The 26705-nt window shown below is 73.0% G+C and carries 24 protein-coding genes and 1 tRNA gene; 17 read left to right on the top strand and 8 right to left on the bottom strand.

The features are described from left to right. The first annotated feature begins 109 nt into the window (after positions 1–109). The 3 genes from smpB (at position 110) to ACSRUE_RS35310 (ending at position 2579) form a co-directional block, all read left to right on the top strand. The gene (smpB, locus tag ACSRUE_RS35300; RefSeq protein WP_441287429.1) at positions 110–634 is read left to right on the top strand and encodes an SsrA-binding protein SmpB; all 525 of its coding nucleotides are present in this window, start codon (positions 110–112) and stop codon (positions 632–634) included. Continuing rightward, a complete protein-coding gene (locus ACSRUE_RS35305; protein WP_437768594.1) occupies positions 631–933 on the top strand; it encodes a hypothetical protein in 303 nt (100 codons plus the stop codon). The genes smpB and ACSRUE_RS35305 overlap by 4 nt, the downstream gene beginning before the upstream one ends. A 116-nt stretch (positions 934–1049) precedes the next feature. Then, positions 1050–2579, top strand: a complete 1530-nt coding sequence (locus ACSRUE_RS35310) for a DUF362 domain-containing protein (protein WP_441287430.1) — start codon at positions 1050–1052, stop codon at positions 2577–2579. Here ACSRUE_RS35310 and ACSRUE_RS35315 read toward each other — a convergent pair. The 7 genes from ACSRUE_RS35315 to ACSRUE_RS35345 form a co-directional block, all read right to left on the bottom strand. Further along, positions 2557–3099, bottom strand: coding sequence for a hypothetical protein (locus ACSRUE_RS35315; RefSeq protein ID WP_441287431.1), 543 nt, complete (start codon positions 3097–3099; stop codon positions 2557–2559). The two genes, ACSRUE_RS35310 and ACSRUE_RS35315, sit on opposite strands and share 23 nt — an antisense overlap. A 41-nt stretch (positions 3100–3140) precedes the next feature. Beyond that, positions 3141–3560: a hypothetical protein gene (locus ACSRUE_RS35320; protein WP_272103474.1), complete on the bottom strand. Its 420-nt coding sequence runs from the start codon at positions 3558–3560 to the stop codon at positions 3141–3143. Positions 3561–3685: 125 nt separating this feature from the next. After that, positions 3686–4450 carry a hypothetical protein gene (locus ACSRUE_RS35325; protein WP_441287432.1) on the bottom strand — a complete coding sequence of 255 codons (765 nt, stop codon included), beginning with the start codon at positions 4448–4450 and terminating at the stop codon, positions 3686–3688. After that, positions 4440–5729, bottom strand: a complete 1290-nt coding sequence (locus tag ACSRUE_RS35330) for an ABC transporter ATP-binding protein (RefSeq protein WP_441287433.1) — start codon at positions 5727–5729, stop codon at positions 4440–4442. Before ACSRUE_RS35330 ends, ACSRUE_RS35325 begins: the two co-directional genes overlap by 11 nt. Then, positions 5726–6442, bottom strand: coding sequence for a hypothetical protein (locus tag ACSRUE_RS35335; RefSeq protein ID WP_441287434.1), 717 nt, complete (start codon positions 6440–6442; stop codon positions 5726–5728). The genes ACSRUE_RS35330 and ACSRUE_RS35335 overlap by 4 nt, the downstream gene beginning before the upstream one ends. 182 nt (positions 6443–6624) lie before the next feature. Beyond that, positions 6625–7914: a formylglycine-generating enzyme family protein gene (locus ACSRUE_RS35340; protein ID WP_441287435.1), complete on the bottom strand. Its 1290-nt coding sequence runs from the start codon at positions 7912–7914 to the stop codon at positions 6625–6627. A gap of 4 nt (positions 7915–7918) precedes the next feature. Further along, positions 7919–9364 carry a sigma-54-dependent transcriptional regulator gene (locus ACSRUE_RS35345; RefSeq protein WP_437769859.1) on the bottom strand — a complete coding sequence of 482 codons (1446 nt, stop codon included), beginning with the start codon at positions 9362–9364 and terminating at the stop codon, positions 7919–7921. 377 nt (positions 9365–9741) lie between these two features. On the opposite strand from ACSRUE_RS35345, the gene ACSRUE_RS35350 reads away from it, so the two are divergent. The 12 genes from ACSRUE_RS35350 to cyaY all read left to right on the top strand — a co-directional run bounded on the left by ACSRUE_RS35350 (position 9742) and on the right by cyaY (position 20807). After that, positions 9742–10521, top strand: coding sequence for a tetratricopeptide repeat protein (locus ACSRUE_RS35350; protein WP_441287436.1), 780 nt, complete (start codon positions 9742–9744; stop codon positions 10519–10521). A 140-nt stretch (positions 10522–10661) separates the two neighbouring features. Next, positions 10662–11876 (top strand): hypothetical protein, encoded by a 1215-nt coding sequence (locus ACSRUE_RS35355; protein WP_441287437.1) that lies wholly within the window; start codon positions 10662–10664, stop codon positions 11874–11876. Beyond that, entirely contained in the window at positions 11873–13150 is a 1278-nt protein-coding gene (locus ACSRUE_RS35360) for a hypothetical protein (protein WP_441287438.1), read from the top strand. Before ACSRUE_RS35355 ends, ACSRUE_RS35360 begins: the two co-directional genes overlap by 4 nt. Positions 13151–13161: 11 nt before the next feature. Then, positions 13162–13746 (top strand): hypothetical protein, encoded by a 585-nt coding sequence (locus ACSRUE_RS35365; RefSeq protein ID WP_437768605.1) that lies wholly within the window; start codon positions 13162–13164, stop codon positions 13744–13746. Between the two features lie 115 nt (positions 13747–13861). Further along, positions 13862–14563, top strand: coding sequence for a winged helix-turn-helix domain-containing protein (locus tag ACSRUE_RS35370; protein ID WP_437768606.1), 702 nt, complete (start codon positions 13862–13864; stop codon positions 14561–14563). 3 nt (positions 14564–14566) lie between these two features. After that, a complete protein-coding gene (locus tag ACSRUE_RS35375; RefSeq protein WP_441287439.1) occupies positions 14567–15943 on the top strand; it encodes a histidine kinase dimerization/phospho-acceptor domain-containing protein in 1377 nt (458 codons plus the stop codon). Positions 15944–16253: 310 nt separating this feature from the next. Beyond that, positions 16254–16994, top strand: coding sequence for a polyprenyl diphosphate synthase (uppS, locus tag ACSRUE_RS35380; protein ID WP_437768608.1), 741 nt, complete (start codon positions 16254–16256; stop codon positions 16992–16994). 112 nt (positions 16995–17106) lie between these two features. Next, positions 17107–17180 (top strand) — tRNA-Arg (locus ACSRUE_RS35385). Between the two features lie 64 nt (positions 17181–17244). Beyond that, the gene (locus tag ACSRUE_RS35390) at positions 17245–17526 is read left to right on the top strand and encodes a hypothetical protein (RefSeq protein ID WP_437768609.1); all 282 of its coding nucleotides are present in this window, start codon (positions 17245–17247) and stop codon (positions 17524–17526) included. Positions 17527–17626: 100 nt separating this feature from the next. Next, positions 17627–18928, top strand: coding sequence for a phosphonoacetate hydrolase (gene phnA, locus ACSRUE_RS35395; RefSeq protein WP_441287440.1), 1302 nt, complete (start codon positions 17627–17629; stop codon positions 18926–18928). A gap of 43 nt (positions 18929–18971) precedes the next feature. Next, entirely contained in the window at positions 18972–20411 is a 1440-nt protein-coding gene (gene phnY, locus ACSRUE_RS35400; RefSeq protein WP_441287441.1) for a phosphonoacetaldehyde dehydrogenase, read from the top strand. Positions 20412–20468: 57 nt separating this feature from the next. After that, positions 20469–20807 carry an iron donor protein CyaY gene (gene cyaY, locus ACSRUE_RS35405; RefSeq protein WP_441287442.1) on the top strand — a complete coding sequence of 113 codons (339 nt, stop codon included), beginning with the start codon at positions 20469–20471 and terminating at the stop codon, positions 20805–20807. A 27-nt stretch (positions 20808–20834) separates the two neighbouring features. On the opposite strand, the gene ACSRUE_RS35410 is transcribed toward cyaY, so the two are convergent. Then, on the bottom strand, positions 20835–22466 hold the full coding sequence (locus ACSRUE_RS35410) for a hypothetical protein (RefSeq protein ID WP_441287443.1): 1632 nt from the start codon (positions 22464–22466) through the stop codon (positions 20835–20837). Positions 22467–22890: 424 nt separating this feature from the next. Between ACSRUE_RS35410 and ACSRUE_RS35415 the strand changes: the two genes are divergently transcribed. Then, positions 22891–25098 carry a pseudouridine synthase gene (locus tag ACSRUE_RS35415; RefSeq protein ID WP_441287444.1) on the top strand — a complete coding sequence of 736 codons (2208 nt, stop codon included), beginning with the start codon at positions 22891–22893 and terminating at the stop codon, positions 25096–25098. Positions 25099–25215: 117 nt separating this feature from the next. Then, a complete protein-coding gene (locus ACSRUE_RS35420; protein ID WP_437768615.1) occupies positions 25216–26703 on the top strand; it encodes an HD domain-containing phosphohydrolase in 1488 nt (495 codons plus the stop codon). Positions 26704–26705 lie beyond the last annotated feature (2 nt).

Genomic DNA, 26705 nt, shown 5'->3' on the forward strand with positions numbered 1-26705 from the left:
CCGCCACCGCCGCGGGACGCGCCGCGCGAGCGGCGCGCCGCAGCGGCGCCGCTCGCGCAGCCCTGTGAAGCGGTGTGGACAGGCGGCGGCGCGCGCGCTATGCGGCCGCGTGAGCCGCGCTGGCAAAGAGAAGGAGCGAGAGGGGGAGAAGCTCATCGTGCGCAACAAGCGCGCGACGTTCGACTACACCCTCGACGATCGGTTCGAGGCAGGGTTGGTGCTGCTCGGCAGCGAGGTGAAGATGCTCCGCGACGGCGCGGCCGAGCTCACCGACAGCTGGTGCGCCATCGAGAACGGGGAGGCGTTCCTGAAAGGGGTCAACATCCCCGTGATGTCCGGCGCCGCCTTCGGGCACGAGGCGAAGCGCCCGCGCAAGCTGCTGCTGCACGAGAGCGAGATCGAGGCGATCCGCAAGAGCGTGGAGCGGGAGGGCATGACCGTGATCGCGACCCGCCTCTACTTCAAGAACGGGCGCGTGAAGGCCGAGATCGCCCTCGCGAAGGGGAAGAAGACCGTCGACAAGCGCGAGAGCCTGAAAGAGAAGGACGCCACCCGCGAAGCCCGCGCGGCGATGGAGCGGGCCCGCGGCGGCGCCGCCCGCGCGCGGAGCGCCGGGCTGCGGAGGCCGGAATGACGTCGCACCTCACCTGGTCCAAGGGCGGCGAGGCAGAGCTCGTCGAGATCGACGACGATCGCGTCCGGCTCCACTCGACTGCCTCCTCGGCGCCCGGAGCGCGCGTCGAGGGCTCGCTCCAGCCGACAGGGACGGCGATCCGGGTGAAGGTCGCCCGGTGCCGCCTGCGCACATCCACCGAGCCCAGCGACACGGCGCCCGGTGAGCGCACCTACGAGATCGAAGGCCGGCTCATCGATGCGACGCGCGAGGTCCGCGCCGAGCTGGCGCGGCTCGTCGGCGGCGAACGCACGGGCTGAGCCACGACGATCCGTCCAACAGCGAACGCCCAGGCTGTTCTGTAGCGGCGGCGCGGCGCGGCCCGTCCAGCGTCGCGTGTTGCGATGGCTCAGCGCCACCCATACGCTGGCCTTCTATGAAAATTACGTCGCGCCCTCGTGTAATTCTGCGCCGCTGCTCGACGTATGACGTGGCGAAGATCCGCAGCATCGTGCGCAGCGGTCTCGAAGAGCTCTCGCTGCGCCCGCACGGCCGGACGCTCATCAAGCCCAACGTCGTCGCGTCGGGAACGCACTTTCCGCACGCGTACACGCGGCCCGAGTTCGTCGAGGGGGTGATCGGCGCGCTCAAGGATCGCGACGACGGGCGCGTGAGAGAGCTCGCCGTCGGGGAGCGGTGCGGCATCACGCTCCCGACCCGCATGACGTACGAGAGCGCCGGCTACTACCCGATGTTCCGCCGGACCGGGGTCAAGCACTACCACTTCGAGGAAGAGCAGCAGGTCGAGATCCCCCTCACGCACGAGGGCCGGCTGCGCGACTACGTGTTCACGCCGGAGCCCGTCGCGAAGGCCGACTTCTTCGTGAACTGCCCCAAGTTCAAGTCGCACCCCTGGACCACCGTGACCTTCTCGATGAAGAACTACATCGGGATCCAGGACGATCGGCACAGGCTCATCGATCACGATCACCGGCTGAACGAGAAGGTCGCCGACCTCCAGTACATCGTGCAGCCGCAGTTCATCGCGATCGACGCCATCACCGCGGGCGAGGGCCGGATGCTCACGCCCTCGCCGTTCGACCTGGGCCTCATCATCATGGGGAACAACCAGGTCGCGTTCGACTCGGTCTGCTGCCAGATCATCGGCGTCGATCCGAGGAGCGTCGAGCACATCCGCCTGGCGTCGGAGCGCGGCTTCGGCCCGATGGACCTCGGCGAGATCGAGATCACGGGGGACGTGACGCTCGAGGAGGCGAAGCACAAGGCCAAGGGGTTCAAGGTGGGCCTCGTCCGCGTCGAGAAGTACTTCGAGGGCACGAACATCACGGCCTACGCGGGCTCTCCGCCCGAGCCCGAGCGCACCGACTACTGCTGGGGCGGCTGTCCAGGGGCCATCGAGGAGGCGATCGAGATCCTGCGCGAGTACGACAAGGAATGCGACGCGAAGATGCCGCGGATGCACGTCGTGTTCGGCGCCTACGAGGGCCCCATCGACGCGAAGCCGGGCGAGAAGGTGATCTTCATCGGCGACTGCGCGACGTACAAAGGGAAGATCGGCGATCAGCTGGTCAGCATCGAGAGCCTGTACCGGGAGCGGAGCGCGCGGGACCCCTACACCGCGAAGCACGACGACGTCCTCGCGAAGATGGTGAAGGTGACGACCAAGCTCGCGATGGCCCGGAACGAGACCACCCTCCGGCTCGAGGGCTGCCCCGTGAGCGTGGCGGAGCAGGTGCTCACGCTGGTCACGCTGGGCAAGACGAAGAACCCGTACTTCGCCCCCGACCAGCTGCTCGACTTCAACAAGGCGTACGTCGCCTGGCGCGGGGCTTCGCTCGCGAAGCGGATCGCCGGCAAACCCTACCAGGTCCACGGCGCCTGCCCGCGCGGCGACGCGGCGCCCGAGCTCCCGTCCGAGCCGCCTAGCCCGCCGGACGCAGAGTGAGATCGAAGAGGATGTCGAGCTCGTCCCGCACCTTGAAGGCGCCGAGCGGCCCCTTGACCTCGCGCACGCCGAGCGCAGCCATCGACAGCTGACAGGTACCCGTCACCCCGATCGCGCCGTCGCCGCGATCGCGCGAGGAGAGCCGCGCCACCAGCGAGGCGCTCCCCGAGGCGACCTGGACGCGCACCTCGGCGCGGTCACGCGTGGCCCCCGAGGCGCGCACCGCCACGATCTCGGTCCCCGCGAGCACCTCGCCCCGCAGGCGCCGCTCGATGTCGCCGCGATCTCCCGCCGAGAGCGCGTCGGGATCGACGCGATCGCCGCGCAGGACCCCCGCGACGGAGAGCCTGGCCACGGGGACCTCGATCTCGGCGGTCCATGACTCGCCGTCGAGCCGCGCCCGACCGCGCACCTCGGACGCCGTGATCTCGAGGTCGTGCGCCAGGCGCGCGAGCATCCCCACGGCTCGGGTGTGGATCGTCAGGCGGGACGCGTTCGGGTCGATGTGCAGCTCGCTCATGGGATGGAGCTCCTTTTCATCATCATGCAAGGGCGCGCCGGTCAGCGACGCTTGGAGCGGCGGGGGCCGTCGGGCACGAGCACGTAGCGGCTCGACGACGGCTCGGGCTGCCGGAGGAGCTCGGCTCGGAGCAGCGCCTCCGCGAGCCGCGCCTCGATGACCTCGTCCGTGACGCCAGGCTCGAGGGTCACCACAGCAGCCTGGATGTCGCGCGCCAGGGCGTCGAACTCCGCGCTGTCGAAGGCGTAGATGTCGTCGGGGAACAGGAGCGCGAGCGGCTTCCGCTCCACAGCCGTGTTCGTCAGCGCCGCCAGGTCGCTCTCGACGATGAGCATGACGCGAGCCCGCAGGCACATCCCCCTGCAGCGCGCCGCCAGCGCCTCGGACGAGCCGACGAGCAGGACCGATCGAGGCGCGTTGACCGCCTTGGTGGCCTCGTCGTCCCCGTGCTCCTGAGTCATTCCCTGAAGAGTACGTGAACGAGCGGATGAAGCCATCCCTCTTGCGCCGCGCACGCCATCGCGGTGGACGTCAAGCAGCCGGTCGGGGCAAGGCGAGCCGAGCTCCCGCGACCCCGGCCCGCGCGCTACTCCCTGCAGCGAGCCGCCGCGGCGAGCGCGAGGACGAGGGCGCTCGACGCGAGCAGGGCGGCGCTCGCGGGCTGCCCGAACCCGAGCGGCGACGGGCCGCCGAGGAGGTTGACGGCGTTGCCCCGGGGCAACAGTGCGCCGATCACCCCGACCGAGCCACCGAGCAGGAGATCGGCCGCGAGCGGCACGAAGCGGCCGAGGCCGCGCCGGAAGAAGGTCGCACCGAGCGAGAACCAGCCAGCGTAGGCGGCTCCGGTGAGCGCGCCGATCCACCCACTGACGAGCATGTCTCGGATGAATGGCGCAGCGCCGGGGCGATGAGCGACGGCGACGACGACGACGGCGAGCAGCGCTCCCACGAGGGCGGAAGCGAGGGCCGTGGCCAAGGCGATGCCGAGCGCGACATGGTGGGACGAGGCGCCGAAGCGGGCCGCCGGCCAGGCCGCGTCGCGCAGCGTGGTGCGATCGGCGGCGTCGGCGGCGAGGGCGAAGATCGTGAGCGGCGTGGCGAGGCGGAACGTGGAGAGCAGCGCCCGGTCCACGGCCCCGGAAGACCCGAACGCGATCTCGATGACTGCGGCCGCGACCGCGAGCGCGGCGCCGAGCCCGAACGAAAGCAGCGGGCGCCGCGCGCGGAGGCGGCTCAGGGTCATCTCCATCCCGAGGCGAACGCCCGTCAGCGCGCGCCCGCCCCGCTCGGCCCCCCCTTCCGCGGGAGGAAGCGGCCGCGCTGCGGCGCTCGATGCGCTCTCACCCACCATCGTGGCGTCCTGTCTCCGTGGCGTGCGGCGAACCGTCGGCCCCCGGCGGGTCGGCCCCGATCGGCCCGCCGGCAGCGGCATCGCCGTGCGCCGGCAGCGGCACACCAGCGGGCGCGGACGGACCGTCCGACGGCCGGCCGAGCGGCGCTGCCGGGTCGAGCGGCGCCGGCGCGTCGAACGCCGCCACCGCAAACGGCCCCTCGGGCGCGCCCGGCAGCGGGGCAGCGTCGTCGATCGCAGGTGCGCCGAAGGGCCGGCGCGAGCGAACGGCGGCCAGGTGCAGCGCGGTCGCCGCCCGCACGTCGTGCATCGACGGGGGCGGCGAGGAGATCGCGACGAGCGTGACGTCCTCCCTCGCGGCCGCATCCAGGATCGCGAGCGCGGCCGCCTCCCTGTCCGCAGCCCGGATCCGCAGCGTCGACGACGCCTCCGCCGGCCCCTGCTCCCACGCGCCCGCGCGCACGGCGGGAGCGCTCGCGAGCGCCGCGGCGAGCGCGCGAGCGCCGGGCGCGTCGGGCGCCCGCTCGTGGACGAGCACGTGGATCTCGACCTCGGGCCGCCCCGCGCCCGGCGGGTCCGCGCCCGGGGCAGCGGCGAGGCGCTCGCCGGCGCCGGGCTCGGTCCGCGCGATGACGCCGCGATCGAGCACGTGGATGCGGTCGGCGAGGGCGCTCGCGTCGACGGTCGAGGACGTGACGAGCACGACGCACGCGCCAGCCGCAGCGAGGGCGCGCAGGCGCTCTCGGACCGGCTCCGGAGACGGCAAGGCGACGTCGGCGAACGGCTCGACGAGGCAGAGCAGGAGCGGCCGCGGCACCCCGAGGGCAAGCGACAGCTCGACCGCCCGGGCCTCGGAGAAGCTCAGCGAGGCCGTGCGGCGGGCGAGGAGCGGCGCGACGCCGAGCGGCTCGAGGAGCGCCGCGGCGCCGCTCGCGGGCGCGCCGCGGGCCCGGAGCGCGACCGACATGCACGACGCCACCGACGCGCCGTCGGGCAGCTCCGGGGTGGCGGCCAGGACGCCGATCCGCGCCCGCGTCGCCGCGCTCCGGCACGGGTCGCGCCCCGCCACGAGGACGCGGCCGGCGAGGGGGGCCGCGCGCCCAGCGAGCACCTCCGCGAGGGCGAGCGTCCCGTCCTCCGGGGCGCCGAGCACCGCGTGCACGCCCGGGCCGAGCGCCAAGGACAGGCCCGAGAGGCCCCCCCGAGGGCGCCCCTCCTCGCCGGCGCCGTCGCGCGCGCGCACGCCCTCGAGCACCACGACAGGAGCGCCCAGGCTCATCCTGCAGGGCCTCCCGCCGAGCGGGCCGCGAAGGAGAGGAACGCGCCGAGCGCCCCCGGGATCGACCACCTCGAGTCGCCGGCGAGATCGGCGAGCCCCCAGGGGACGAGGGTCAGCACCAGGAACAGGGCGCGCCCTCGCGCCCCGGCGACGCGGCCGCTCGCCGCGGCGAGGCCGCCGAGCGTCACGCCGGAGACCACGCCGAACAGGGCGAGCGCGGCGCCGTACGCGAGGTGCTGGAGGCCGAGCAGCAGCGAGCCGGAGAGGAGCGCCGCGAGCGCCGAGAGCGCGGCCAGCGGGAGCGCGACGACGCGCGCGACCTCGAGCATCGCGGCGAGGCTGCGCACGCCGTGGAGCGAGGCCCGCGAGATCCCCCGCGCGGCGGCGAGCGCCTCGATGCCGTCGCGGCGGTCGGCCCCCGGGCGATCGTGCGCCGCGGCGAGGGCGATGGGGCCAGCGGCCGCCCACGCGAGCCCGCGCGCCGCGGACCCGAGCAGCGCCTCCAGCGACGTCGTCCCGTCGTCCAGCCGGAGCACGAGCGCCGTGACGCCGCACCCCAGCGAGATGAGCGCCGCCATGGCGACGCCGAGCCGCCCGCCCCGCGCGCCGCGGAGCCGCGCGCAGCCGAGCGCGACGGCTGCGCGCCGCCGCGCGGGATCGTCCGGACGCTTGCTCGGCGCGTCGCGCGGTTCGGGGTCGTGCGGGCGGGTCATCGGAGGAGCGTGCGGACGGGGCGGCGGCGACGCGCGCTGCTAGCGCTGCCCTTCCAGGCGCCCGGGCGCAAGGCGAATGTGCCACGGGCCGGAGCGCGCCGCCGGAATGTGGCGCCGCCGCGCGCCAGCGCCACCCGTCGCGACCGCGAGCCCCGGCGCGCTCGTCGCGACGCCGAGGGGCCTCAGTCGTACGAGAGCCCGCGGCGGCCCTTGTGCTTGCGCTTGCGCTCCTTGTCGGCGACGCCGATCTTGCCCCACTCGTAGGTGATCCGACGGCGGAACGCGCCCAGCGCATCGCCGCCGTACAGGAAGAGCTCGCGCGGCGAGTCCGTCTCGCCGATCGTGGGCTCCCAGAGATCCGACGGGACGAACGCGAGCAGCGCCGGCGCGCTCATGCGCATCCGGGCGATGAGGAGCCCGCACGTCGTCCCATCGCCCGGGCGCGCCCGCTTCGCGCGCTTGGCGCGGCCGCGCGGCGCCCCGCTCACCCCGGCCGGCCGCACGCAGCCGCCGCCGAGCACGAGCTCCTCGTTGCCCCGGGGGTGCCAGGTCCACATGCGCTCCACGCGGAACGCCCCCTCGGCCGACCCGGCCCGGGACGCGTTGCGCACCTCCTCCGGCGCGAGCGCCGCGAGCTGCGCCGCCGCGCGCGCGTCGACGAGCCGCTCCAGCCGGAGCGGGCGATCGCGCGTCACCTCGAGCACCACCTCGAAGCTGTTCACCTCGCCGGCACAGCAGCGGACGCCGACCTCGGGGCGGCGCGTGTCCGGCTTGGCGCCGCGCCCGTGGGCGCATCGCCCCACGAGATCGCCGGTCGGCCCGTTGCCTCCGCGCAGCGTGACGAGCCCCGGCTTGCCGCTGTCCCGCTGCCACTGGCTCGAGGTCCAGGTCCATACGCCGCCATGGAGATCGTGCACCCCGAACGCGCTCACGCACCCGGCGTTCACCCCGTTGGGCGTCAGGACCCGGCTCTGCCCGGTCGCGCAGACCGACGCCTTGTACGTGTCGCCGTACTCGTACGTCGTGTTGTCCGGCCCCTTGCAGGCCCGCTCGATCTCGAGCTCCGTGCAGAGGCGCTTGCCCTGCGCCTCGCACAGCGCGCGCGCCTCGTCCTGCGCGATGTTCGTGGTCGGGATCGCGCCGACCTCGTTGGGGTACGAGAAGATGTCGATGTAGAAGCCGTGCATCACGACCTGCGCGCCCGCCATCTCCTCGTCGGCGATGCGCGGCAGCCGGTCCGGCGGCGTGCCCGCGATGAGCACGCCCTTCGGGATCCACGCCATGCCGGGGCGCGGCTCCGGCTCGGTCTGGCTCACGTCCCAGGGCGGGGCGGCGTCGAGCTCGGCGTCCGTGCCCGGCGGGGCGCCGCCGCGATCGCAGCCGGGAGAGGCCGCGAGGAGGCCGGCGAGCGAGGCGGCGGCGAGGGCCTTTCCCCTCGGCGCGCGGACGGAGCGCTGCTCGCCGAGGCCCACGGGCTCACTCGGCGTCGCGCTCGCGGAGGTTCAGCTCCTTCATCTTGAGCTGGAGCCCCTTGCGCGAGATCTTGAGGAGCCGCGCGGCGTGGGTGACGTTGCCGTGCGTCTGCTTGAGGGCGCGCTCGATGAGGTCGCGCTCGAGCTTGCTCATCGCCGCCTTCACCTGCTCCTTGAGGCCGTCGGGCGTCGACGGCGCGGCGGAGGTGTCCGCGGCGGCGGCCGCGAGCGGCAGCGACACGCCGGACGCCGACGTGGCGCCGCCGCGGATCTCCTCCGGCAGGTCGTCGAGGCGGATGCGCGCGCCGTCGGCGAAGAGCAGCGCCCGCTCGACGACGTTCTCGAGCTCGCGGATGTTCCCCGGCCAGGCGTGCGAGGCCAGGCGCTCGAGCGCCTCGGGCTCGATGCTCTCGATGCTCTTCTTGAGGCGCGCGTTGAACTTCGCGACGAAGTGCGCGCAGAGGTGGGGGATGTCGCTCCTCCGGTCGCGCAGCGCGGGGAGCGCGATCGGGACGACGTTGAGCCGGTAGAAGAGGTCTTCCCGGAACGTGCCCGCCGCGATCTCCCGCTTGAGGTCGCGGTTGGTTGCGGCGACGAGCCGGACGTCGACGTGGATGGTCTTGATGCCCCCGACCCGCTCGAACTCGCTCTCCTGCAGGACGCGCAGGAGCTTCACCTGCATCTCGTTCGGGATCTCGCCGATCTCGTCGAGGAAGAGCGTCCCGCCGGAGGCGAGCTCGAAGCGCCCCGGCTTGGAGGCGACCGCGCCGGTGAAGGCCCCGCGCTCGTAGCCGAAGAGCTCCGACTCCATGAGGTCCTTCGGGATGGCCGCGCAGTTGACCTTGATGAACGGCCGGTCGCGGCGGCCGGAGTTCTCGTGCAGCGCCCGCGCGACGAGCTCCTTCCCGGTGCCGCTCTCGCCGCTGATGAGCACCGTGGTCGGCGTGTCGGCGACCCGCTCGAGGATCGCGTAGAGCTCCTGGATGGGCGGGCTCTCGCCGATGATGCCGAACCGGTCGGAGCCCCCCCGGGGCTGCGCCGCGGAGACGTCCCGCGTCGCGTCCGCGCTCGCGAGATCGCGGGTGCGGAGGGCCTTCTTCACGACGACGCGCACCTCGTTCTGATCGAACGGCTTCGTGATGTAGTCGAACGCGCCCGTCTTGAGCGCCTCGACGGCGTTGTCGACGGTCCCGTGCGCCGTGAGCAGCACCACAGGCCGCGACGGGTCGTCGCGGAGCGCGGCGCGGAGCAGGTCCATGCCGTCGACCTTGGGCATCCGGAGATCGGTGATGACCAGATCGATGTGGTGCTCCTTCAGGAACGCGAGCCCCTCCTCGCCGTCTTCCGCGGTGTGGACCTCGTAGCCATCCCGGCCGAGCTGGGCGCTGAGGACCCGCCGGAGGTTCGCCTCGTCATCCACGACGAGGATCTGCTTCTTCTCGGGGAGCATCACCGGGCGAGACTAGCAGAACCGGAAACCAAGCGAGCGCCGGGACCGTTCCTCGACGCGCCGGCCGGCCGCCCTCGCGCCGGCGGCGTTCCCGTCCCGCTCCCGCGGCCGCCGCCTCGCTCGGCGTCCCATGCCGTCCCCCGGCCGTCGCTTCGCTCGGCGCTCCTGTCCCGCTCCCCTGGCCGCCGCTCCGCTCGGCGCTCTCCACGCCGGTCGGCAGGCCGAACGCATTGCCTCGAGGTCCGCAACTATTCCTTTTTCTCGCTGCCGGCGAAGCGGATCAGTATGCTGCGGCCACTTCTCGGAGGGCGGCTCGGATGCGTGTGCTTCGGACTTGGCTGGTCGGTCTCGGCGCGGGGATATTCCTCGCCGCGGGGTTGGCCTTAGCAGGAGATCCGGCCGTCGAATACCCCGAGTGCTACCGCACGGCGACCCCCGCCGATCTGGAAGGCGCCAAGGGGGCGCACAAGGCCGCCACGCAGTTCTACGAGCGCGCTGACTACGATCGCGCCATCCAGTACTGGAAGGACGCTTACCAGCTCGACTGCTCGGCGCACGGCGTGCTGATCAACATCGCCAACGCCTACGAGAAGAAGGGCGAGCGGGCCGAGGCGGTCACGGCGCTGGAGACCTACCTGGCCCGTACGCCGGACGCGAGCGACGCGCAGACGATCCAGGACAAGATCCAGAACCTCAAGAACGCCCTCCGGCCGGCGCCGAGCGCCAGCGCGAGCGCGTCCGCGTCGGCGCCGGCGGTGCTCCCGACGGCCCCCACCGCCTCGGCGATCCCGGACCGCCCCAAGGAGGAGCCTCCGCCGCAGCCGCCTTACGGCTATTCGCCGTGGGTCGCGACGGGCGCCGGGGTCGTCACGCTGCTGGTCGGCGGGATCCTGACCTCGAGCGGCTTCGCGGACATCGGCGCCGCCGAGGATCGTTGCCCGTCGCGCAAGGGCTGCGCGGAGGAGGTGGCCGAGAGGGGCAATCAGGGGCGCACGCACGCGACGGTCGGCGGCGTGCTGCTCGGGTTGGGTGCCGCCGGCGTCGCCGGTGGCCTCATCTGGGAGCTCGGCTTCAACCAGCCCTGGCCCAGCAAGATCCAGCTGACGCCGGTCGCTGGACCGGGCGCGGCCGGGCTCGGCATGGCCGGCCGCTTCTGAGAGCTGGCGACCTGGCGCCGGGCGCGACGGCGACGTGGTCGGGCGCCCCGGTCGCACGGGGCGGAGGGGCGGCAGAGGCTGGCAAGCGACCACCGCGCTCGCGAGCGAGCGCTCACCGGCGCATCGTCTACTCTCCTGTCGTGCTTCTCAGCTCCTACGCCCGCTCGCCCCTGACACGGCGCCGTCTGCACAGGATCGCGCTCCCCTGCGCGCTGCTCGCCGCGCTGACGGGTACGATGACGGCGGTGCTCGCCGATGGCGACGCCCCTGCGCCCGCGATCTCGCGGGTCGGCCGTCTCCTCGTGCCCACGGCCGTCGCGGCGCCCGCCGATCTCTCCGCGCCACCCAGCGTCGCGATCCTCGCGACGCCTCCGGGGGCGGCCCGGACCACGCTCCACATCGCGCCGATCGGCGGAGCCAAGGCCGGTCCCGCGCTCGCCACGCTCCGGCACCTGAGCGACGCCGTGGTCCGCGCCCGCGTCGTCCCGCGGACGCGGCTCGTGGTCGCGACCGCCGAGACGAGCCCGTCCAGCGACCGCTCGTTCAACTCGAGCCTCTTCCGGATCCTGCCGGGCGCAGAGCCCGTCGCGCTCTGCGACGGCGTGGTCCACGCGAGCCGCCCGCTCGTCACCGCCGAGGGGCGCGTCTTCGTCTCGCGCGGCGTCGCCGGCCCGGAGCCGCAGCCCGACAACAACCCCGCGCAGCTCCGGGTCGACGCGCTCACCATCGACGAGGTCGACCTCGCCACCGGCGCGATCCGCACCGTGCACCGACACGCCGGCCACCTCGCCTTCCTCGCCGGCGCGTGGAACGGCGAGCTCGTCCTCTACCGCGTCTCCCCGGCGTCGGCCGACATCGTCCTCGTGGACCCCGACTCCGGCGCGACGCGGGTGATCGCCCCGTCGATCCCGCCGTTCGCGCGCGATTTCTCGATCGACGCCGCGGCGGGCGCGCTCGTGTTCCAGGAGCGGCACGAGACCAACCCTGGCCTGTGGGTCATCGATCGGATCGATCTCGCCCGGGGCAAGCGCACCCGGCTCGAGGCGAGCGCGAGCCACGGCCTCGCCCCGTACGCCTGGCCGGGCGGCGGGCTCGCGTACACGCCCGAGCGCGCCACCGGCTTGTTCGTCGTCGGCGCGCGCGCCACGGTCCGCGGCCCGCTCGGCCCCGGCATCGACGCCATCCAGGCCGTCTCGCAGGACGCGGCGTGGGTGGCGGCGCTGCACACGAGCCCGTCCGCGTTCGCCGTCCCCTTCGCGATCCGGGTGGAGAGCGGCGAGGTCGCCGCGATCCCTGCGCCCCCCGGCGCGCGCATCGCCGTCGCCGGCTTCACCGCCGCGAAGGAGGAGCCGTGAGGGGCCGCCTTCTCCTGATCCCGGCGGCGCTCTCCGCGGCCGCGCTGGTCGCGCCGGCCGCGCGCGCCGCGTACTGCCCCTGCTTCACCGCGTCGAGCGCGTACAACGATCGCGGCTGCGCGATCGAGGCCGTGCCCGGGATCAACCCCTCCGTCGCGGAGTGGAACGCCATCTTCGACCGCGTCTCGCGGGGCCCCGATGCCTGGGGCGACGCAGGCCCGCCGGCCTTCGGCCTCGGCCAGGGCTGCGGTCTGCCCGAGGCGCGGCGCGACGTTCCCGCCACGTTCCCCTGCGAGCTGCTCAAGGCGATCGCCATGCAGGAGTCGGGGTGGCAGCAGTTCTGCGCGCCGGACAGGCCCATGGACCAGGCGGGGGGGAGCTCGAGGACGATCATCTCCTTCGACTGCGGCTACGGCGCCTCGCAGATCACGAGCGGCATGCGGCGCGGCGACAGCCCGGATTTCGATCCGCGCCGCGTGGCCGCGGAGCCGACCTACAACGCGGCCACCGGCACCCAGATCCTGGCCTCGAAGTGGAGGGCCACGCGCTGCGTCGGCGACCGGCAACCCGCGTTCATCGAGCACTGGTACAGCGCCGTGTGGGCCTACAACGGGCTCGCGTACGTCAACAACCCGAACAACCCCAACTACGACGCGGGCCGCGGCGTCTACGACCCGGCGATCGGCGGCGCCGTTCCGTACCAGGAGCGGGTGTTCGGCTGGATGGAGCACACCGGGGGGCGCTGGGAGAGGACCGAGGTCGCCTACCCTGACCTGGGCGAGATCGGCGGCACAGGCGCGCCGCCCGCGCTCTCCGATCCCCGCTGCGCGTCGCCGACGGACTGCACGCGCAAGCGCCCCCTCCATCTCACCCGCTGCGCGGACGACGGCGGCGAGACGGGCGGCGGCGGCGCAGGCGGCGATGGCGGCGCAGGCAGCGGCGGTGAAGGCGGGAGCGGCGGTGAAGGCGGCGGCACGGGCGGCCGCGGCGGCGCAGGCGGGAGCGGCGGCGGCGCCGGTAACGCCGGCGGCGCGCCCATCACGACCGCAGGTCACGGAGGCGCTGGAACCCCTGGAGCCCCGCCGGGCAGCGACGACGACGACGACGACGACGACGCAACGACCTCGACGACGGTCGGCATCTACGGCCGATGCTCCTGCGACGCGCCCGGGAACGGCGCGGCCGCGGGCGCCGCGTCCTGGCTCTCGCTCGGCGCCGGGGCGCTCGCGGTCGCATGGCGCCGGAGGCTTCCGAGGCGACGCCGCGCCGATTAACCTCGCCATCCATGCCGCCTCCGCTGGGATCCGAGCACATCGCGGCGTGGGCTGCCCGGCGCGGCCTCGCCTTCACCGCGCGCCCTGACGAGGCCTGGTTCCGCCGCTGGGAGCCCTACGACACGATCGCGCCCCCCTCCGCCTACCTCTCCGCGTGCACGTGGACGGCGAACCCCGGGCACGCGGTGATCGCCGAGCCCTGGTACGCCGAGGGCGAAGCCGAGCCCCTCGAGCGGACGCTGCTCGGCTTCGCGGCGCACCCGGCGCTCCAGCGCCGCGCCTCGATGCGCGTCGGCGAGCACTTCCTGACGCGCGTCGCCTTCATCGAGAGCGCTCCCCCGCCCCGGGTCACCCTCGACGATGCGCTCTGGGACGCCCACGTGACGACCTTCGCCGCCTCCCAGCGCGAGGCCTCAGGCGCGTTCCATCCGCGGCTGCGCAAGCTCCTCGCCCGCCGCGGCTTCCAGGGGCACCTCGAGCTCCGGCCTGGCGGGCTCGTGGTCCACTGCGCCGGCCTGCGGCCCATCCCGGAGCACTACGAGCGGCTGCTCGGCGTCGTGCGCGAGCTCGTCAACGCGGCGATCCCGCACGCCTGAGCGCGCACGAACGCGGCGCTCGCGACGCCGCGAGCCCCCGCAAGGGCGGGGCCGGCCAGGCCCGCCGACCGGTCGATGTCGACGCGTCCGCCGCGCCGTTCTAGGCTCACCGACCATGGCCAAGGTCTTGGTCGTCGAGGATGAGCCGGCCATCGCCGAGTCGATCGCCTACTTCCTGCGCCGCGACGGGTTCGCGGCCACCGTCGCCACCACGCTCGCGGCCGCGGAGCGGGAGATCGACAAGGCCGACCTCATCATCCTCGATCTCATGCTCCCCGACGGCAGCGGCTTCGACCTGATCGGCCAGGCGCGGCGGAGGGCGGCGCGCGCCGCGATCATCGTCCTGTCGAGCCGCGACAGCGAGGCCGACCGCGTCGCCGCGCTCGAGACCGGCGCCGACGACTACGTGACCAAGCCGTTCTCCCCCCGGGAGATCGTGGCGCGGGTGCGGGCCGTCCTGCGCCGCGCCGCGCGGCCCTCGCCGTCCGCCGGCGCGTCGGCGCCGCTGCCGCTCGTCGTCGACGAGGCCACGCGGCGCGCGTACGTGAGCGGCCAGAAGGTCGACCTCACCCGCGTCGAGTTCGATCTGCTCGCCTGCATGCTGGCCGCGCCGGGCAGGGTCTTCACGCGCGCGCAGCTCATCGATCGCGTCTGGGGCGACGGGTTCGCGATCACCGACCGGACCATCGACTCGCACGTGAAGGGGCTCCGGAAGAAGGTCGTCGAGGCCGGCGGCGACGCCGACCTCATCGAGACGGTGCGCGGCGTCGGCTACCGCGTCGCGGACAAGCCGGGCCCCGCGGAAGGCGGCGGTTGACGCGTGCTGCGCCTCGTCGTCACCGCGGCGGCGGCGGTCTCGCTCATCCTGCTCGTCGCGCTGTTCGCCTCCCGCCTCGTCCGCGCCCGGACGGCGGGGATGAGCATCCGGATGCAGATCTTCATCGCGCTCGGCGGCATCGTCGGCGCGTTCGCGTTCGGGCTCGGGCTGCTCGTCATCGATCGCATCGAGGCGCGCGCGACGCTGCTCGCCGAGGGCAGCGCGCGCGACGAGGCGGCCGCGTTCGCCGCCGTGGCCGCGATGGAGATGGAGGTGCGCGGCGTCGATCTCGCGGCGGTGCGCGCGCTCGACGGCGAGGCCGAGGGCCCGACCGCCCAGAGCATCGCGCTGCTCGATCCCGAGGGCCGCGTGCTCCGGGCGCGCGGCGCCTCGCCGGGCGAGCCCGGGACCGTCTTCGTGACCGCGCCCATAGAGGTCCGCGGCCAGCGCGTCGGCAGCGTGCAGGTCGTGAAGCCGACCATCGTGGTGCAGCGGATGGTCGCCGACTTCGCCCCGCCGATCCTCGTGCTCAGCACGGTGCTCGGCGCCGCGGCGGCGATCTCGTCGTTCCTGATCGGCCGCACCATCGCGACGCCGATCGAGGCGCTCACCGAGTTCGCGGTGCGCGTGAGCGAGGGCGAGGTGCGCGCGGCGACGCCGCCGGCGCAGGGCCGCGAGGTCCAGCGGCTGACGCGCGCCATCGACTCGATGCGGCGCCAGATCGAGGGCCGCCCCTTCGTCGAGACGTTCGCCGCGGATCTCTCGCACGAGCTCAAGAACCCCGTCGCCGCGATCCGCGCGAGCGCCGAGGTGCTCTCCGAGGGCCCGCTCGACGACGCCGAGGAGGCCGCCCGCTTCGTCGCGCGCATCCGCGAGGCGACCACGCGGATCGAGGCGCTCCTCGGGGAGCTCCTGTCGCTCGCGCGCCTCGAGGCGCGCGGCGTCGAGCACGCCGCGGTGGTCGACCTGGTCACGATCGCAGAGGCCGCCGCGGCGCGGGCGCGAGAGCGCGGCAGCCGCGTCGAGCTCGACACGCCGAGCTCGGCGGCGGTGCGCGGCGACGAGCAGTGGCTGTCGCGCGCCCTCGACAACCTGCTCGACAACGCGCGCACGCACGGCGACGCCGCGGCCCCCGTCCAGATCGCCGTGTCTCGCGTGGGCGGACAGGTCGCGATCTCGATCCGCAACCGCGGCGAGATCGGGCGGCACGTCGCGGGCCGCCTTTTCCGCCGTTTCGTGACGACCCGCGCCGACCGGGGCGGCACCGGCCTGGGCCTCGCGATCGTCAAGGCGATCGCCGAGGCCCACAGCGGCTCGGCCGAGTGCACCCACCGCGGGCCGCCCGAGGTCGAGTTCAAGCTCTCGCTGCCGGGGGCCTGATCCTGTGAAAGGATGAGCTCTCTCGCCGCGCCGCCCCTCCCCGGCGCCCCTCTTGGTTTCCGGGAGGTTTCCTCGGTTTGACAGCGCACCGGATCGGTGGTGCGAAGGCGCGGCGGCGGTCGTCCGGCGAGCGGGCGCGGGCGCGTGTGCGTGTCCGTATCAAAGAGCTCGCGCACCCGTCAGCGGGCGAAGCGCCTTGAGCTCTCCCGCGCCATCCTCCACAGAACCTCCACGATCGCACCACCGTCGGCCCCCCTGCCGCGCTCATGCTCGGCGCAGAGTCCGTCGTCGTCCCCACCCAGGAAAGCCCATGACGTCCAGCAATCTCCCCAAGCACGTCGCGATCATCCTCGATGGCAATGGCCGCTGGGCGGCGGCGCGGGGGCTCCCTCGCATGCGGGGGCACCAGCACGGGGCGCAGGCCGTGCGCCTCTCGGTGCGCGCCTGCCGCGATCGCGGCATCCCGTACCTCACGCTGTACGCGTTCAGCGTGGCGAACTGGTCGAGGCCCAAGGACGAGATCGACGCGCTGATGCGCATCTGCCAGGAGTTCGCCGAGGGGGAGCACGACGAGCTGATCCGTCGAGGCATCGCGGTTCAGGTGGTCGGCGATCTCGAGGACATCCCGACGCCGACGCGGCGCGCGATGGAGAAGCTCGTGGAGGACACCGCCGGGGGCACCGAGATGACCCTGGCGCTCGCGCTGAGCTACGGCGGTCGCCGCGACATGGCGAACGCCATGCGCGCGCTCGCGGTCCGCGCGCGGGCCGGGCTGGTCATCCCGGAGGAGATCAACGAGAAGTCGCTCCGGAACTTCCTGACGACCAGCGCGATGCCGGATCCCGATCTCATCATCCGCACCGGCGGAGAGAAGCGCCTCAGCGACTTCCTGCTCTTCGAGGCCGCGTACGCGGAGCTGTTCTTCACCGACACGCTCTGGCCCGATTTCACCGAGGCGACCTTCGAAGAGGCGGTCGCGACCTACAGCCGGCGACAGCGGCGTTACGGCCGGACCAGCGAGCAGGTCCGGCGCCTGGCCGCGTCGACCTGAGCGGACGTCGCCGGGGCGCTCCCCACGCCCACGGCGCTCGTGACGCTCGTGACGCTCGTGACGCTCGATTCCGCGTCCGCGATGCAGTACGAGAGACGCGCTTGTCGTCCAAGCGCCCGTAGCTCAGCTGGATAGAGCAGCGGCCTTCTAAGCCGCGGGTCGCAGGTTCGAATCCTGCCGGGCGTGCCGAACGTCCTCGGTGCGTCGCTTGACGGTCGTGCCCGGCGCGGACCACCATGTCCCTGACGCCATGAACAAGAGGGTCGCGCTCGTGCTGGGCGGTCTGGTGCTGGGCGCGGCCGTCGCGCTCGCGGCGGGACGGGTGCGCGCCCAGGGGCTCACGCCGAGCGTCCCCCCACCGCGGTGGGAGCAGGACTGCGAGCAGGCGCACGGCGTGGACGAGGCCCGCGCCATCGCGAAGGCGCGGGGCGAGGGCGGCTGGGAGCTCGTGGCGCTCGACGCCGGCGTGATGTGCTTCAAGCGGCCGGTCCCGGCGCCTCCGAGGCCGGCCGATCCCTGGCCGGGCTACTGAGGCACCGCCGCTCCCCTGCCCGCCGTTCGAGGCGGAGGAGCGCCTGTGGCGGCGCAGCGACGGCCCTTCTCGGCCCGCGCGCTGCGTGTCAGCGTTCGGCATGATCGAACTCGGCGACCGGCGCTATGCGCTGCCCGCGCGCAAGACGGTGGTGTTCTGCGTCGACGGCTGCGGGCCGGAGTACCTCGACCAGGCGCTCGCGGACGGGCTGATGCCGCGGCTCGCGGGCACGCTCGCCGCCGGCGGCCTGTACGTGCGCGGCCGAGGCCAGGTCCCGAGCTTCACGAACCCGAACAACGTGTCGATCGTGACCGGCCAGCCGGCGCGCGTGCACGGCATCTCGGGCAACACCTACCTCGACGCCGCCACGGGGGAGGAGGTGCCGATGAACGACGCTCGGTTCCTGCGCGTCCCGACGCTCTTCGAGAAGATGGAGCAGGCGGGCGTCAGGACCCTCTGCGTCACGGCCAAGGACAAGCTCCGCGCGCTCCTCGGCGCCTGCCGCGAGGGGGGCCCTCGCCCGATCTCGCTGTCGGCGGAGAAGGCGCACGAGCAGGCCATCCCGGAGCACGGGATCGGCTCGATCACCGCCGCGGTCGGCCGCGAGAACCCGTCGATCTACGACTGGGACATCTCCCACTACGCCATGGAGATGGGCCTCGCGCTGCACGAGCGGCTCTCGGCCACGCTGCTCTACGTGTCGCTGACCGACTACGTGCAGCACAAGGAGCCGCCGCGCGGGCCGATGTCCGATCGGTTCTACGCCCGCTTCGACGCCCTCTTCGGCGAGTACCTCGACGCCGGCTTCGTCTGCGGCATCACCGCGGATCACGGCATGAACGACAAGACCGCGCCGGACGGCTCGCCGAACGTGCGCTACCTGGACGACGCCCTGCGCGAGGCCGGCCTCCCGGGCTTCCGCGTGCTCCTGCCGATCACCGACCCGTACGTCGTGCACCACGGCGCGCTCGGGTCGTACGCGACCGTGTACCTCGGCGCGCCGGACGACGGCGCGCGCGCCGCTCGGGTCCTCGAGCGGCTCCCGGGCGTGGAGCTCGTCCTTCCCCGGGAGGAGGCCGCGCGGCGCTTCGCGCTGCCGCCGGATCGGATCGGCGACCTCGTGGTCCTCGCCGATCGGAGCACGGTGCTCGGCAAGAGCGCGGCCTACCACGACCTCTCCGCCGTGCAGCGCGGGCTCAGGTCCCACGGCGGCCTGCACGAGGCGGAGGTGCCGATCCTCGCGAGCCACCCGCTCCGGCCCGGAGAGCGCGCCTGGCTCCTCGGCGCGGAAGCGGCCAAGGCGGACGCGGACGCGGACGCAGCGCACGGCCGGCCGAGCGCGCTGTCGAACGCGGACGTCTTCGATCTGGTGCTCAACCGACTCTCGACCGCCGTGGCCTAGCGCCGACGATCGAGCGCCTGAAGGGGGGACAGGGATGGGCTCGATGCTCTCAATCGATCGACCAGCGTTCCATTTTCCGTGCCTGATCGGGGGAAGGCCGGTGACCCGGGACGAGCGCATCCTCGTGCGCTACCCGTTCACGGGCGAGGTGATCGGCAGCGTGCCGAGGCTCGACGAGGGGGCGGTGCTGGAGGCGCTCGCGAGCGCGTCCTCCGGCCCGCCGCGGCTCTCTCGCCACGAGCGCAGCGAGATCCTGCTCCGCGCCGCGGCGCACATCGAGGCGCAGGCGGCGGCGGTGGCGCGGCTCATCACGTGGGAGAGCGGGCTCTGCCTCAAGGACACGGCCTACGAGGTGCGGCGCGCGCTCGACGTGCTCCGCTTCTCCGCGTACGAGGCGCTCCGCGACGACGGCCAGTGCCTCGCGTTCGACATCTCGGCGAACGGCAAGCCCCGGCGGGGGTACACGCTGCGCGAGCCGCTCCGCCTGGTGACGGCGATCACCCCGTTCAACCACCCGCTCAACCAGGTCGCCCACAAGGTCGCGCCGAGCGTCGCGAGCGGCAGCTCCATGGTGCTCAAGCCGTCGGAGAAGACGCCCCTCTCCGCGATCTACCTCGCGTCGGTGCTGCACGAGTCGGGGCTGCCGCCGGGCATGCTCAGCGTCGTGACCGGCGATCCGGCGGAGATCGGGCGCGCGCTCGTGACCCACCCCGCCGTGGAGCTCGTGAGCTTCACCGGCGGGGTCGAGATCGGCAAGCGCATCGCCGGCCTGCTCGGCTACCGGCGCGCGGTGCTCGAGCTCGGCGGCAACGACCCGCTCATCGTGCTCGACGACGCGGATCTCGACGAGGCCGTGCGGCTCGCGGCGTACGGCTGTTACAGGAACTCGGGGCAGCGCTGCACGGCGGTGAAGCGGCTCATCGTGAGCGAGCGCGTCGCCGACGAGCTCGCCGGCCGCCTCGCCGCCGCGTCGGCGCAGATCAAGGTGGGCGATCCGCTCGATCCGGCGACCGACATGGGGACGGTGATCTCCGAGGCCGCGGCGCGGCAGCTCGAGGCGGCGGCCGAGGACACGCTCGCGCGCGGCGCCCGGCTGCTGTTCGGGAACGAGCGCCGCGGGGCCCTGTACGGCCCCACCGTGATGGATCACGTCCCGCGGGACGCCCCCTCCGTGCAGCACGAGACGTTCGGCCCGCACGCGCCCATCCTGCGGGTGAAGGACATCGACGAGGCGATCGCGGTCGCGAACGGGACGAGCTACGGCCTCTCCGCCGGCGTCTGCACGAACGACCTGGGGCGCGTCCACAGGCTCGTGCGGGAGCTCCGCTGCGGCACGGTGAACGTGCGCGAGGTGCCGGGGTACCGGTCCGAGCTGTCGCCGTTCGGGGGGATCAAGGACAGCGGCATCGGGATCAAGGAGGGCGTCGTCGAGGCGATGAAGGCCATGACCAACGTGAAGCTCTACACGATCCCCTGGGAGTGAGGGGGCGCCGGCGCTTCCCCGTACCGCCTCGGCGCGCGCCGTTGTAAGCGGATCGGCATGAGCGGAGAGCCCCTATCGGAGCGAGAGTTCGACGACGTGGCCGATCGGTCGCTGCACGCGCTGGATCGAGCGATCAACGAGATCCCCGACGGCGTCGAGGCCGACCTGCAGAGCGGCATCCTCACCCTGGAGTTCGAGGACGGCATCAAGTACGTCGTCAACAGCCACCGCGCGGCGCGGCAGATCTGGATGGCCGCCGAGCGGGCCGCGTGGCACTTCGACTACCGGCCGTCCGAGGACCGCTGGGTGGCCCAGAAGTCGGGCGAAGAGCTCTGGAGCACGCTCGAGGCCGTGCTGTCCCGGAAGCTCGGCCGCGCCGTGAAGCTCGCTCGCTGAGCCGCGCGGTCCGCCGCGCGAGGCGTGTCACAGGGCGAAGCGGACGCCGAGCCCTCCGAGCAGGCCCGTCACGGAGGCGCCGACCCGGAGGTCGAACGCGACGCGGTCCCACGGGCGAAGCGCGAGCCCGATCTCGGGCAGGACGAGCCACGGATAGACGAGCGGCCGCAGCCCTTGAGGCCGCCCCTTGGGACGGGTGAACCAGCTCGGCTCGACATAGCCGGGGTAGTGATCCGCGTCGTAGTCGAGCTGGTTACAGTACCGGAAGCTCCCGACCGGGTTGTTGGGCCCGCGGCATTTCACATAGCGGTACGGGTCCCCAGGCACGAAGGAGCCCGGGTCGCCGGGCACCGCGTCGCCGGGATATGCCTGGGTCCGGTAGAGGTCGCCCATGAACGTCCAGCCCACGCCAAGGCCGGCCCCGACGCGGAAGGCGAACAGCTCGTCCCGATCGAGCGGGATGTTCCAGACCAGGCGGACCCCCGCCTGGAGCGCCTGGAGATCGCTCTCGACGATCTCGTAGTCGGTGTCCGGGTGTCCCTTCGGCTTGAACGGCGTCTCTTGCATCCGGAAGCGCGCGTAGGCGACCGAGAAGACGAGATCGAACCGCCGCCCGAGCCGCGTGGACAGCGAGATGTCTCCGCCGGGGACGAGGACGTCCCGCCCCCCTTCTCCGAGGAGCCCGAACATGAGCTGAGGGATGAAGAAGCCCTGGAAGCCTGCGCCGAGCCACAGATCGCGCTGCCTGCGCGGGCCGGGCTGCGTGGGCTCGGGCATCTCGACGGCGGGCTTCGGTCTCTCGTCGGGGCCCGTCGCGACGCGCGGCGTCTCCTCGGCCGGCTTCTCGGCGGCGCGAGGCGGCTTCTTCGCGACCGGCTTCTCGGCGGCGCGAGGCGGCTTCTTCGCGACCGGCTTCTCGGCGGCGCGAGGTGGCTTCTTCGCGACCGGCTTCTTCGGTGGCTTCTTCTCCGGCGGCTTCTTCGCGATCGGCTTCTCCGGTGGCTTCTTCTCCGACGGCTTCTCTGCGGCCGGCTTCTCCGGCGGCGGCTTCTCCGATGGCTTCTTCGCGACCGGCTTCTCCGGCGGCTTCTTCCCCCCGGGCTTCGGCTTGAGGCGCAGCTTGATCTCGCGCCGCTGCTTCTCCTTCAGCGTGATCTTCTGCGACGTCTCCTCGTGGCCCTCGGCCCTGGCGACGATCACCAGCACCTCGCCCGGATCGAACCGGTGCGGCGCCGACGGCTCGCGGATCACCTCCCCGTCGATCTCGACCACCAGCCCCTCGTACGGCTCCGCCGGCTTGACGACGAGCGTCGGGATGCGCGCATCGAGCTGAGCTGCCTTCTTCTTGGCCGATGTGATGGCCTTGACATCCCGCGCGTTGTAGCCGGGCGCCTTCTTCTCGCTCGCGACCTTGTGATAGATCTCGCTGGCCTTCAGCAGCTCGCCCTGCTTGACGTAGCAGTCGGCGAGCGGAACCGCCGAGCTCGGACGATGCCGCTGGCTCTCGGCGGACTCGAGCAGCGGGATCGCCCGCTTGCAGAAGCCGCCTCTGGCTGCGTTCATGCCCTGGTTCGCCTCCTTGTCGCCGGGTCCGGCGTACACCGGAGGGGCGAGCAGCACAGCCAGGAGGCCGAAGAGAGAAGCGATCAGAAGGCGCAAGAGGCGCTCAGTCTACCATCGCCCCCGCGAGGCGCGCGGGACGGACCGGGCGCTGCGACGCTACGACCACGGATGTCGCGAACGGCGCGGCCCGAGGTAAGGAGCAGCGCCAGGGATCGCCCACATTGGCCCCTGCGTTCCCTGGCGGCTGGCTCGACGGAGCGAGCGGGGCCTGGACCGCCCACCGTCCATACCGCAGGCCCCGGCGAAGGCGCGGGATCTCGTCAGGATCCGAGAGCGCTCCCCGGCGCGCCGAGCGCCGCAGACGAAAAGCTCGACGGATTCCTTTTTACACCTTCGACGCTGGCCGAGAGCCCCTGTAAGCTCCCCCGGAATGGCTTCCGGCGCAGGTATCGAAGGACCGCACGGGCTGGGCGAGAGCGCCAGCGCAGAGGGATCGGGCGGCGGTGTTTTGTCCGGACCCGTGCGACGCACATTGAAGGCAGGCGAGATCCCGAACACGTTGATCGAGTGCATGCACTCGGTCGAGTGCGCGGGCTGTCCGCTCATCGCGGGTGATTACGCGGAGCAGCTCGGCACCAAGCGTGCTCGGGTCGTGTCCGCAGCCGCGCACTACCCATCGCTCGGGCTGCTCCAGACGAGCTCGGTCATCCCGGCCGATCCGATCACCGGCTATCGCGGTCGAGCGAAGCTCATCGTCGCCCCCTCCGGCGCGATCGGGCTGTACGGCCGCACGGGACATCACGAGGTCGTCGACATCCCGGGCTGCCGGGTCCTCACCCCGGCCCTCGCCGCGGTCACCTCGCGGCTGCGCGAGCTGATCGCGTCGCCGCCGCCGGAGGTCCGGCCGCTGCTCCTCCCGTACGACCCGGCGAGGGGCGGCGTGCTCCGCGCCCTCGATCTGCGCGAGGTCCACCTCGCGCCCGGGACGCCGCTCTTCGCGGAGGTGGGCGCGACAGAGGACAACCCGGCGTTCGTGCTGATCACGTTCGTCCTGCAGCGCGAGCGCGCGTGCACGCGCGACGAGCTGCGGGAGGCCGGCCGCGCCATCCGCCCGATGCTCCCGCGCGTCATCGGCGTCGCGGCGAACTTCCACGACGCGGAGGCGCCGCAGATCCTCGGGCCCGAGACGATCGTGCTCGACGGCACCGCGCACGCGGAGGACCGGATCGGGCAGACCTACCACATCGCCGCGTTCGGCTCGTTCGTGCAGGCGCACCGCGCGCAGGCCGCGCGCGTGCACGCCCTCCTGCTCCGCGAGATCGCGTCGCTCGAGAACGACGGGCCCGTCATCGAGGGCGAGGCCGCGCTCGGCCCCGCCTCCCGGCGCAAGGAGCCGCCGCGCATCCTCGATCTGTACGGGGGCTCGGGCGCGATCTCGCTCGCCCTCGCGCAGGGCGGCAACCGGGTCCTGATGGTCGAGTCCTTCGCGCCCGCGGCGGCGAACGCCCGCGCCGCGGCCGAGGCCCAGGGCCTCAGCCAGCGCGTGGAGGTGCGCACCGGCGACGTCGCGGAGATCGTCGGCTCCCTCGTCAACAGCTCGGAGAAGTTCGACGGCATCGTGGTGAACCCGCCGCGCCGCGGCGTCTCCCCGACGGCGCGCGAGGCGATCGCGCGCCTCGGCGCGCCCCTGCTCGTCTACGTCTCGTGTGATCCCGACACGCTCGCGCGCGACCTCGATCACTTCTGCCGCCTCGGGTACTCGTCGACGGAGCTCACGCCGCTCGACATGATCCCGCTCACGGAGGAGATCGAGACGATCGCCGCCCTCCGCCGGACGCCCCCGCCCGCGCCGAAGGTCATCTACGACGACGACGGCGTGCTGGTCGTCGAGAAGGGCCCCCACGAGCCGGTGGCCACGCAGCCGGAGTACCTCGGCTCGCTGCTCGCGCGGTGCGCCCGCATCCCGGGCAGCACGACGACGCCCATCATCGTGCACCCGCTGGATCCGGGCACGAGCGGCCTTGTCATGCTCGCGCGGAGCGAGGAGGCGGCCGCGCGCTGGGGCGAGGCGCTCGCGAAGACGGGGCGCCTCATCTACCTCGCCGCGGCCAAGGGCGTCACGCCGGGCAAGGGCGCGATCACCCGCGATCTCCGCGAAGGGACGCGCACGTACACGGCGCGCACGCGGTACCGCCGCCTCGCGGTCGCCTCGGGCCACTCGATCCTCCGTGTCATCCCGGACGGCGGGCGCACGCACCAGATCCGGCGGCACCTCGCCGCGATCGGGCACCCGATCCTCGGCGACGAGCGCTACGGCCACGTGCCCACGAACCGGTACTTCGAGGAGAAGCACGGGCTCGATCGCTCGTTCGTGCACCTCGTGCGCATCGAGATCGAGCACCCCCGCACCGGGGTGAAGATGATCATCGAGTCGACGCTGCCCGGCGATCTGCGCTCCGCGCTGGAGCGCTCGACCGGCCCCTCGGTCCTGCGCTTCCTCGAGCAGAAGCACGCCCTCGGCGAGCAGCGCGCCGTGCCCGTCCTGACGACCGCGAGCGACGAGCCCGCGCCGAGCAGCAGGATGATCCCGCTCCGCCCCGAGGACGCGGAGTCCGCGCCTCCTCCCTCCATCCGCAGCCCCGGGCCCATCTCGATCCGCGTCCCGGATCTGGACGAGTCACCCCGGACCATCCGGCACCCCATCATCTCGACCGGCGACGAGGACTGAGCGGCGCGCGCGCGCCGTGTGGATCGGCCGCCCCGGCGAGGCGGGTCCGCTCCTGTGCCCGCCCCGCCCACCTTGGTGCGATGCGCTGCGAGCGGATCTGGTAGGCTTACCGGCCGCATGTCCACGTTTCCAGAAGACCGCCCTCGCATCCTCGTCGTGGACGACGAGAAGGTGATCCGCGACATGCTGGCCGACTTCCTCGGCATGGAGGGCTACTACGTCCGCACGGCGGAGGACGGCTCCAGCGCGCTGAGCGAGCTCACGAAGGGTCACTACGATCTCGTGATCAGCGATCTCAAGATGCCGCGGATGGGCGGCATCGCGCTGCTGGACGAGATCGGCAAGACGGCGCCGAACGCGCTCACGGTCATCATGACGGGCTTCGGCACCGTCGAGACCGCGATCGACGCGATGAAGCGCGGCGCCTACGACTACGTGCTCAAGCCGTTCAAGCTGGACGAGGTGGTGCACGTCGTCCAGCGCGGGATCGAGAAGCAACGGATGGCCGCCGAGAACATCCGGCTGCGCGAGGCGGTGTCGCTCTACAAGGTGAGCGAGGCCATCGCGGCGAGCCTCTCGCTCGACCAGGTGCTGGAGACCGTCGCGGACAGCTGCCTCCACGAGGTGTGCGGGGATCTCATCTCGACCTGGCTCGACGACGGCGAGGGGGGCTTCTTCGAGCGCCAGCACCTCCGCGGCCCGTCCATGCCGGCGGGCGCCGACCTCGGGCGGCTCGACCCGGCGCTCGTGCTCGAGCACTTCCGCCCCGACGCGCAGCTGCTCGAGCAGGGCGTGAAGGGGCTCAGGTTCTTCGCGGCGGAGCCGGCGCTCCCGCTCCAGTCGCTCGTCGCCGTGCCGCTCCGCATCCAGAAGCGGCTCATGGGCTTCCTCGCCGTCGCGTCGTTCACGCGGACGAGGCGCTTCGACGAGGGGCAGCGCAAGCTGCTCAGCATCATCGGCTCGCGCGCCGCCGCGGCGATCGAGAACGCGCGCCTTTACCAGGATCTCCAGGCGACGTTCCAGCAGACGATCGAGGGCCTCGCCAAGGCGATCGACAAGATGGACCGCTACACCTCGGGCCACTCGGATCGGGTCGCCGTCTACGCCGTGCTGCTGGCGCAGCGGCTCGGCCTCGGCCCGCACGAGATCGAGATCGTCCGGCAGAGCGCGCTCATGCACGACATCGGCAAGATCGGCTGCGTGCTCAACCTGAACAAACCGGGCAAGCTCACGAACGACGAGTACGAGGTGTTCAAGCGGCACCCCGCCTACGGGCGTGACATCCTCGACCCGATCAAGTTCCTGCACCCGCTCATCCCCGGCGTGCACCTGCACCACGAGCGCTGGGACGGGCGCGGCTACCCGCTCCGGATGCGGGGCAACGAGATCCCGATCATCGCGCGCATCATCTCCGTGGCCGACACGTACGACGCCATGACGAGCGACCGCTCGTACCGCCGCGCGCTCCCCCACGAGGTCGCGATCACCGAGATCGAGCGGTGCTCGGGCTCGCAGTTCGACCCCGAGGTCGCGGCCACCTTCACGACGCACATCGAGGCCTACCGCGACGAGCGGCGGGCGCGGGGCGAGAAGGTCCCGGAGTAGCC

The organism is Sorangium sp. KYC3313 (assembly GCF_052075895.1).
Taxonomy (GTDB): Bacteria; Myxococcota_A; Polyangia; order Polyangiales; family Polyangiaceae; genus Sorangium; species Sorangium cellulosum_B.

Excerpts from the sequence above, each read along its gene's own strand:
- ACSRUE_RS35305 (WP_437768594.1), top strand. The coding sequence starts at position 631 with ATGACGTCGCACCTCACCTGGTCCAAGGGCGGCGAGGCAGAGCTCGTC.
- ACSRUE_RS35310 (WP_441287430.1), top strand. The coding sequence starts at position 1,050 with ATGAAAATTACGTCGCGCCCTCGTGTAATTCTGCGCCGCTGCTCGACG.
- ACSRUE_RS35315 (WP_441287431.1), bottom strand. The coding sequence starts at position 3,099 with ATGAGCGAGCTGCACATCGACCCGAACGCGTCCCGCCTGACGATCCAC.
- ACSRUE_RS35320 (WP_272103474.1), bottom strand. The coding sequence starts at position 3,560 with ATGACTCAGGAGCACGGGGACGACGAGGCCACCAAGGCGGTCAACGCG.
- ACSRUE_RS35325 (WP_441287432.1), bottom strand. The coding sequence starts at position 4,450 with ATGGTGGGTGAGAGCGCATCGAGCGCCGCAGCGCGGCCGCTTCCTCCC.
- ACSRUE_RS35330 (WP_441287433.1), bottom strand. The coding sequence starts at position 5,729 with ATGAGCCTGGGCGCTCCTGTCGTGGTGCTCGAGGGCGTGCGCGCGCGC.
- ACSRUE_RS35335 (WP_441287434.1), bottom strand. The coding sequence starts at position 6,442 with ATGACCCGCCCGCACGACCCCGAACCGCGCGACGCGCCGAGCAAGCGT.
- ACSRUE_RS35345 (WP_437769859.1), bottom strand. The coding sequence starts at position 9,364 with ATGCTCCCCGAGAAGAAGCAGATCCTCGTCGTGGATGACGAGGCGAAC.
- ACSRUE_RS35365 (WP_437768605.1), top strand. The coding sequence starts at position 13,162 with ATGCCGCCTCCGCTGGGATCCGAGCACATCGCGGCGTGGGCTGCCCGG.
- ACSRUE_RS35370 (WP_437768606.1), top strand. The coding sequence starts at position 13,862 with ATGGCCAAGGTCTTGGTCGTCGAGGATGAGCCGGCCATCGCCGAGTCG.
- uppS (WP_437768608.1), top strand. The coding sequence starts at position 16,254 with ATGACGTCCAGCAATCTCCCCAAGCACGTCGCGATCATCCTCGATGGC.
- ACSRUE_RS35390 (WP_437768609.1), top strand. The coding sequence starts at position 17,245 with ATGAACAAGAGGGTCGCGCTCGTGCTGGGCGGTCTGGTGCTGGGCGCG.
- phnA (WP_441287440.1), top strand. The coding sequence starts at position 17,627 with ATGATCGAACTCGGCGACCGGCGCTATGCGCTGCCCGCGCGCAAGACG.
- phnY (WP_441287441.1), top strand. The coding sequence starts at position 18,972 with ATGCTCTCAATCGATCGACCAGCGTTCCATTTTCCGTGCCTGATCGGG.
- cyaY (WP_441287442.1), top strand. The coding sequence starts at position 20,469 with ATGAGCGGAGAGCCCCTATCGGAGCGAGAGTTCGACGACGTGGCCGAT.
- ACSRUE_RS35420 (WP_437768615.1), top strand. The coding sequence starts at position 25,216 with ATGTCCACGTTTCCAGAAGACCGCCCTCGCATCCTCGTCGTGGACGAC.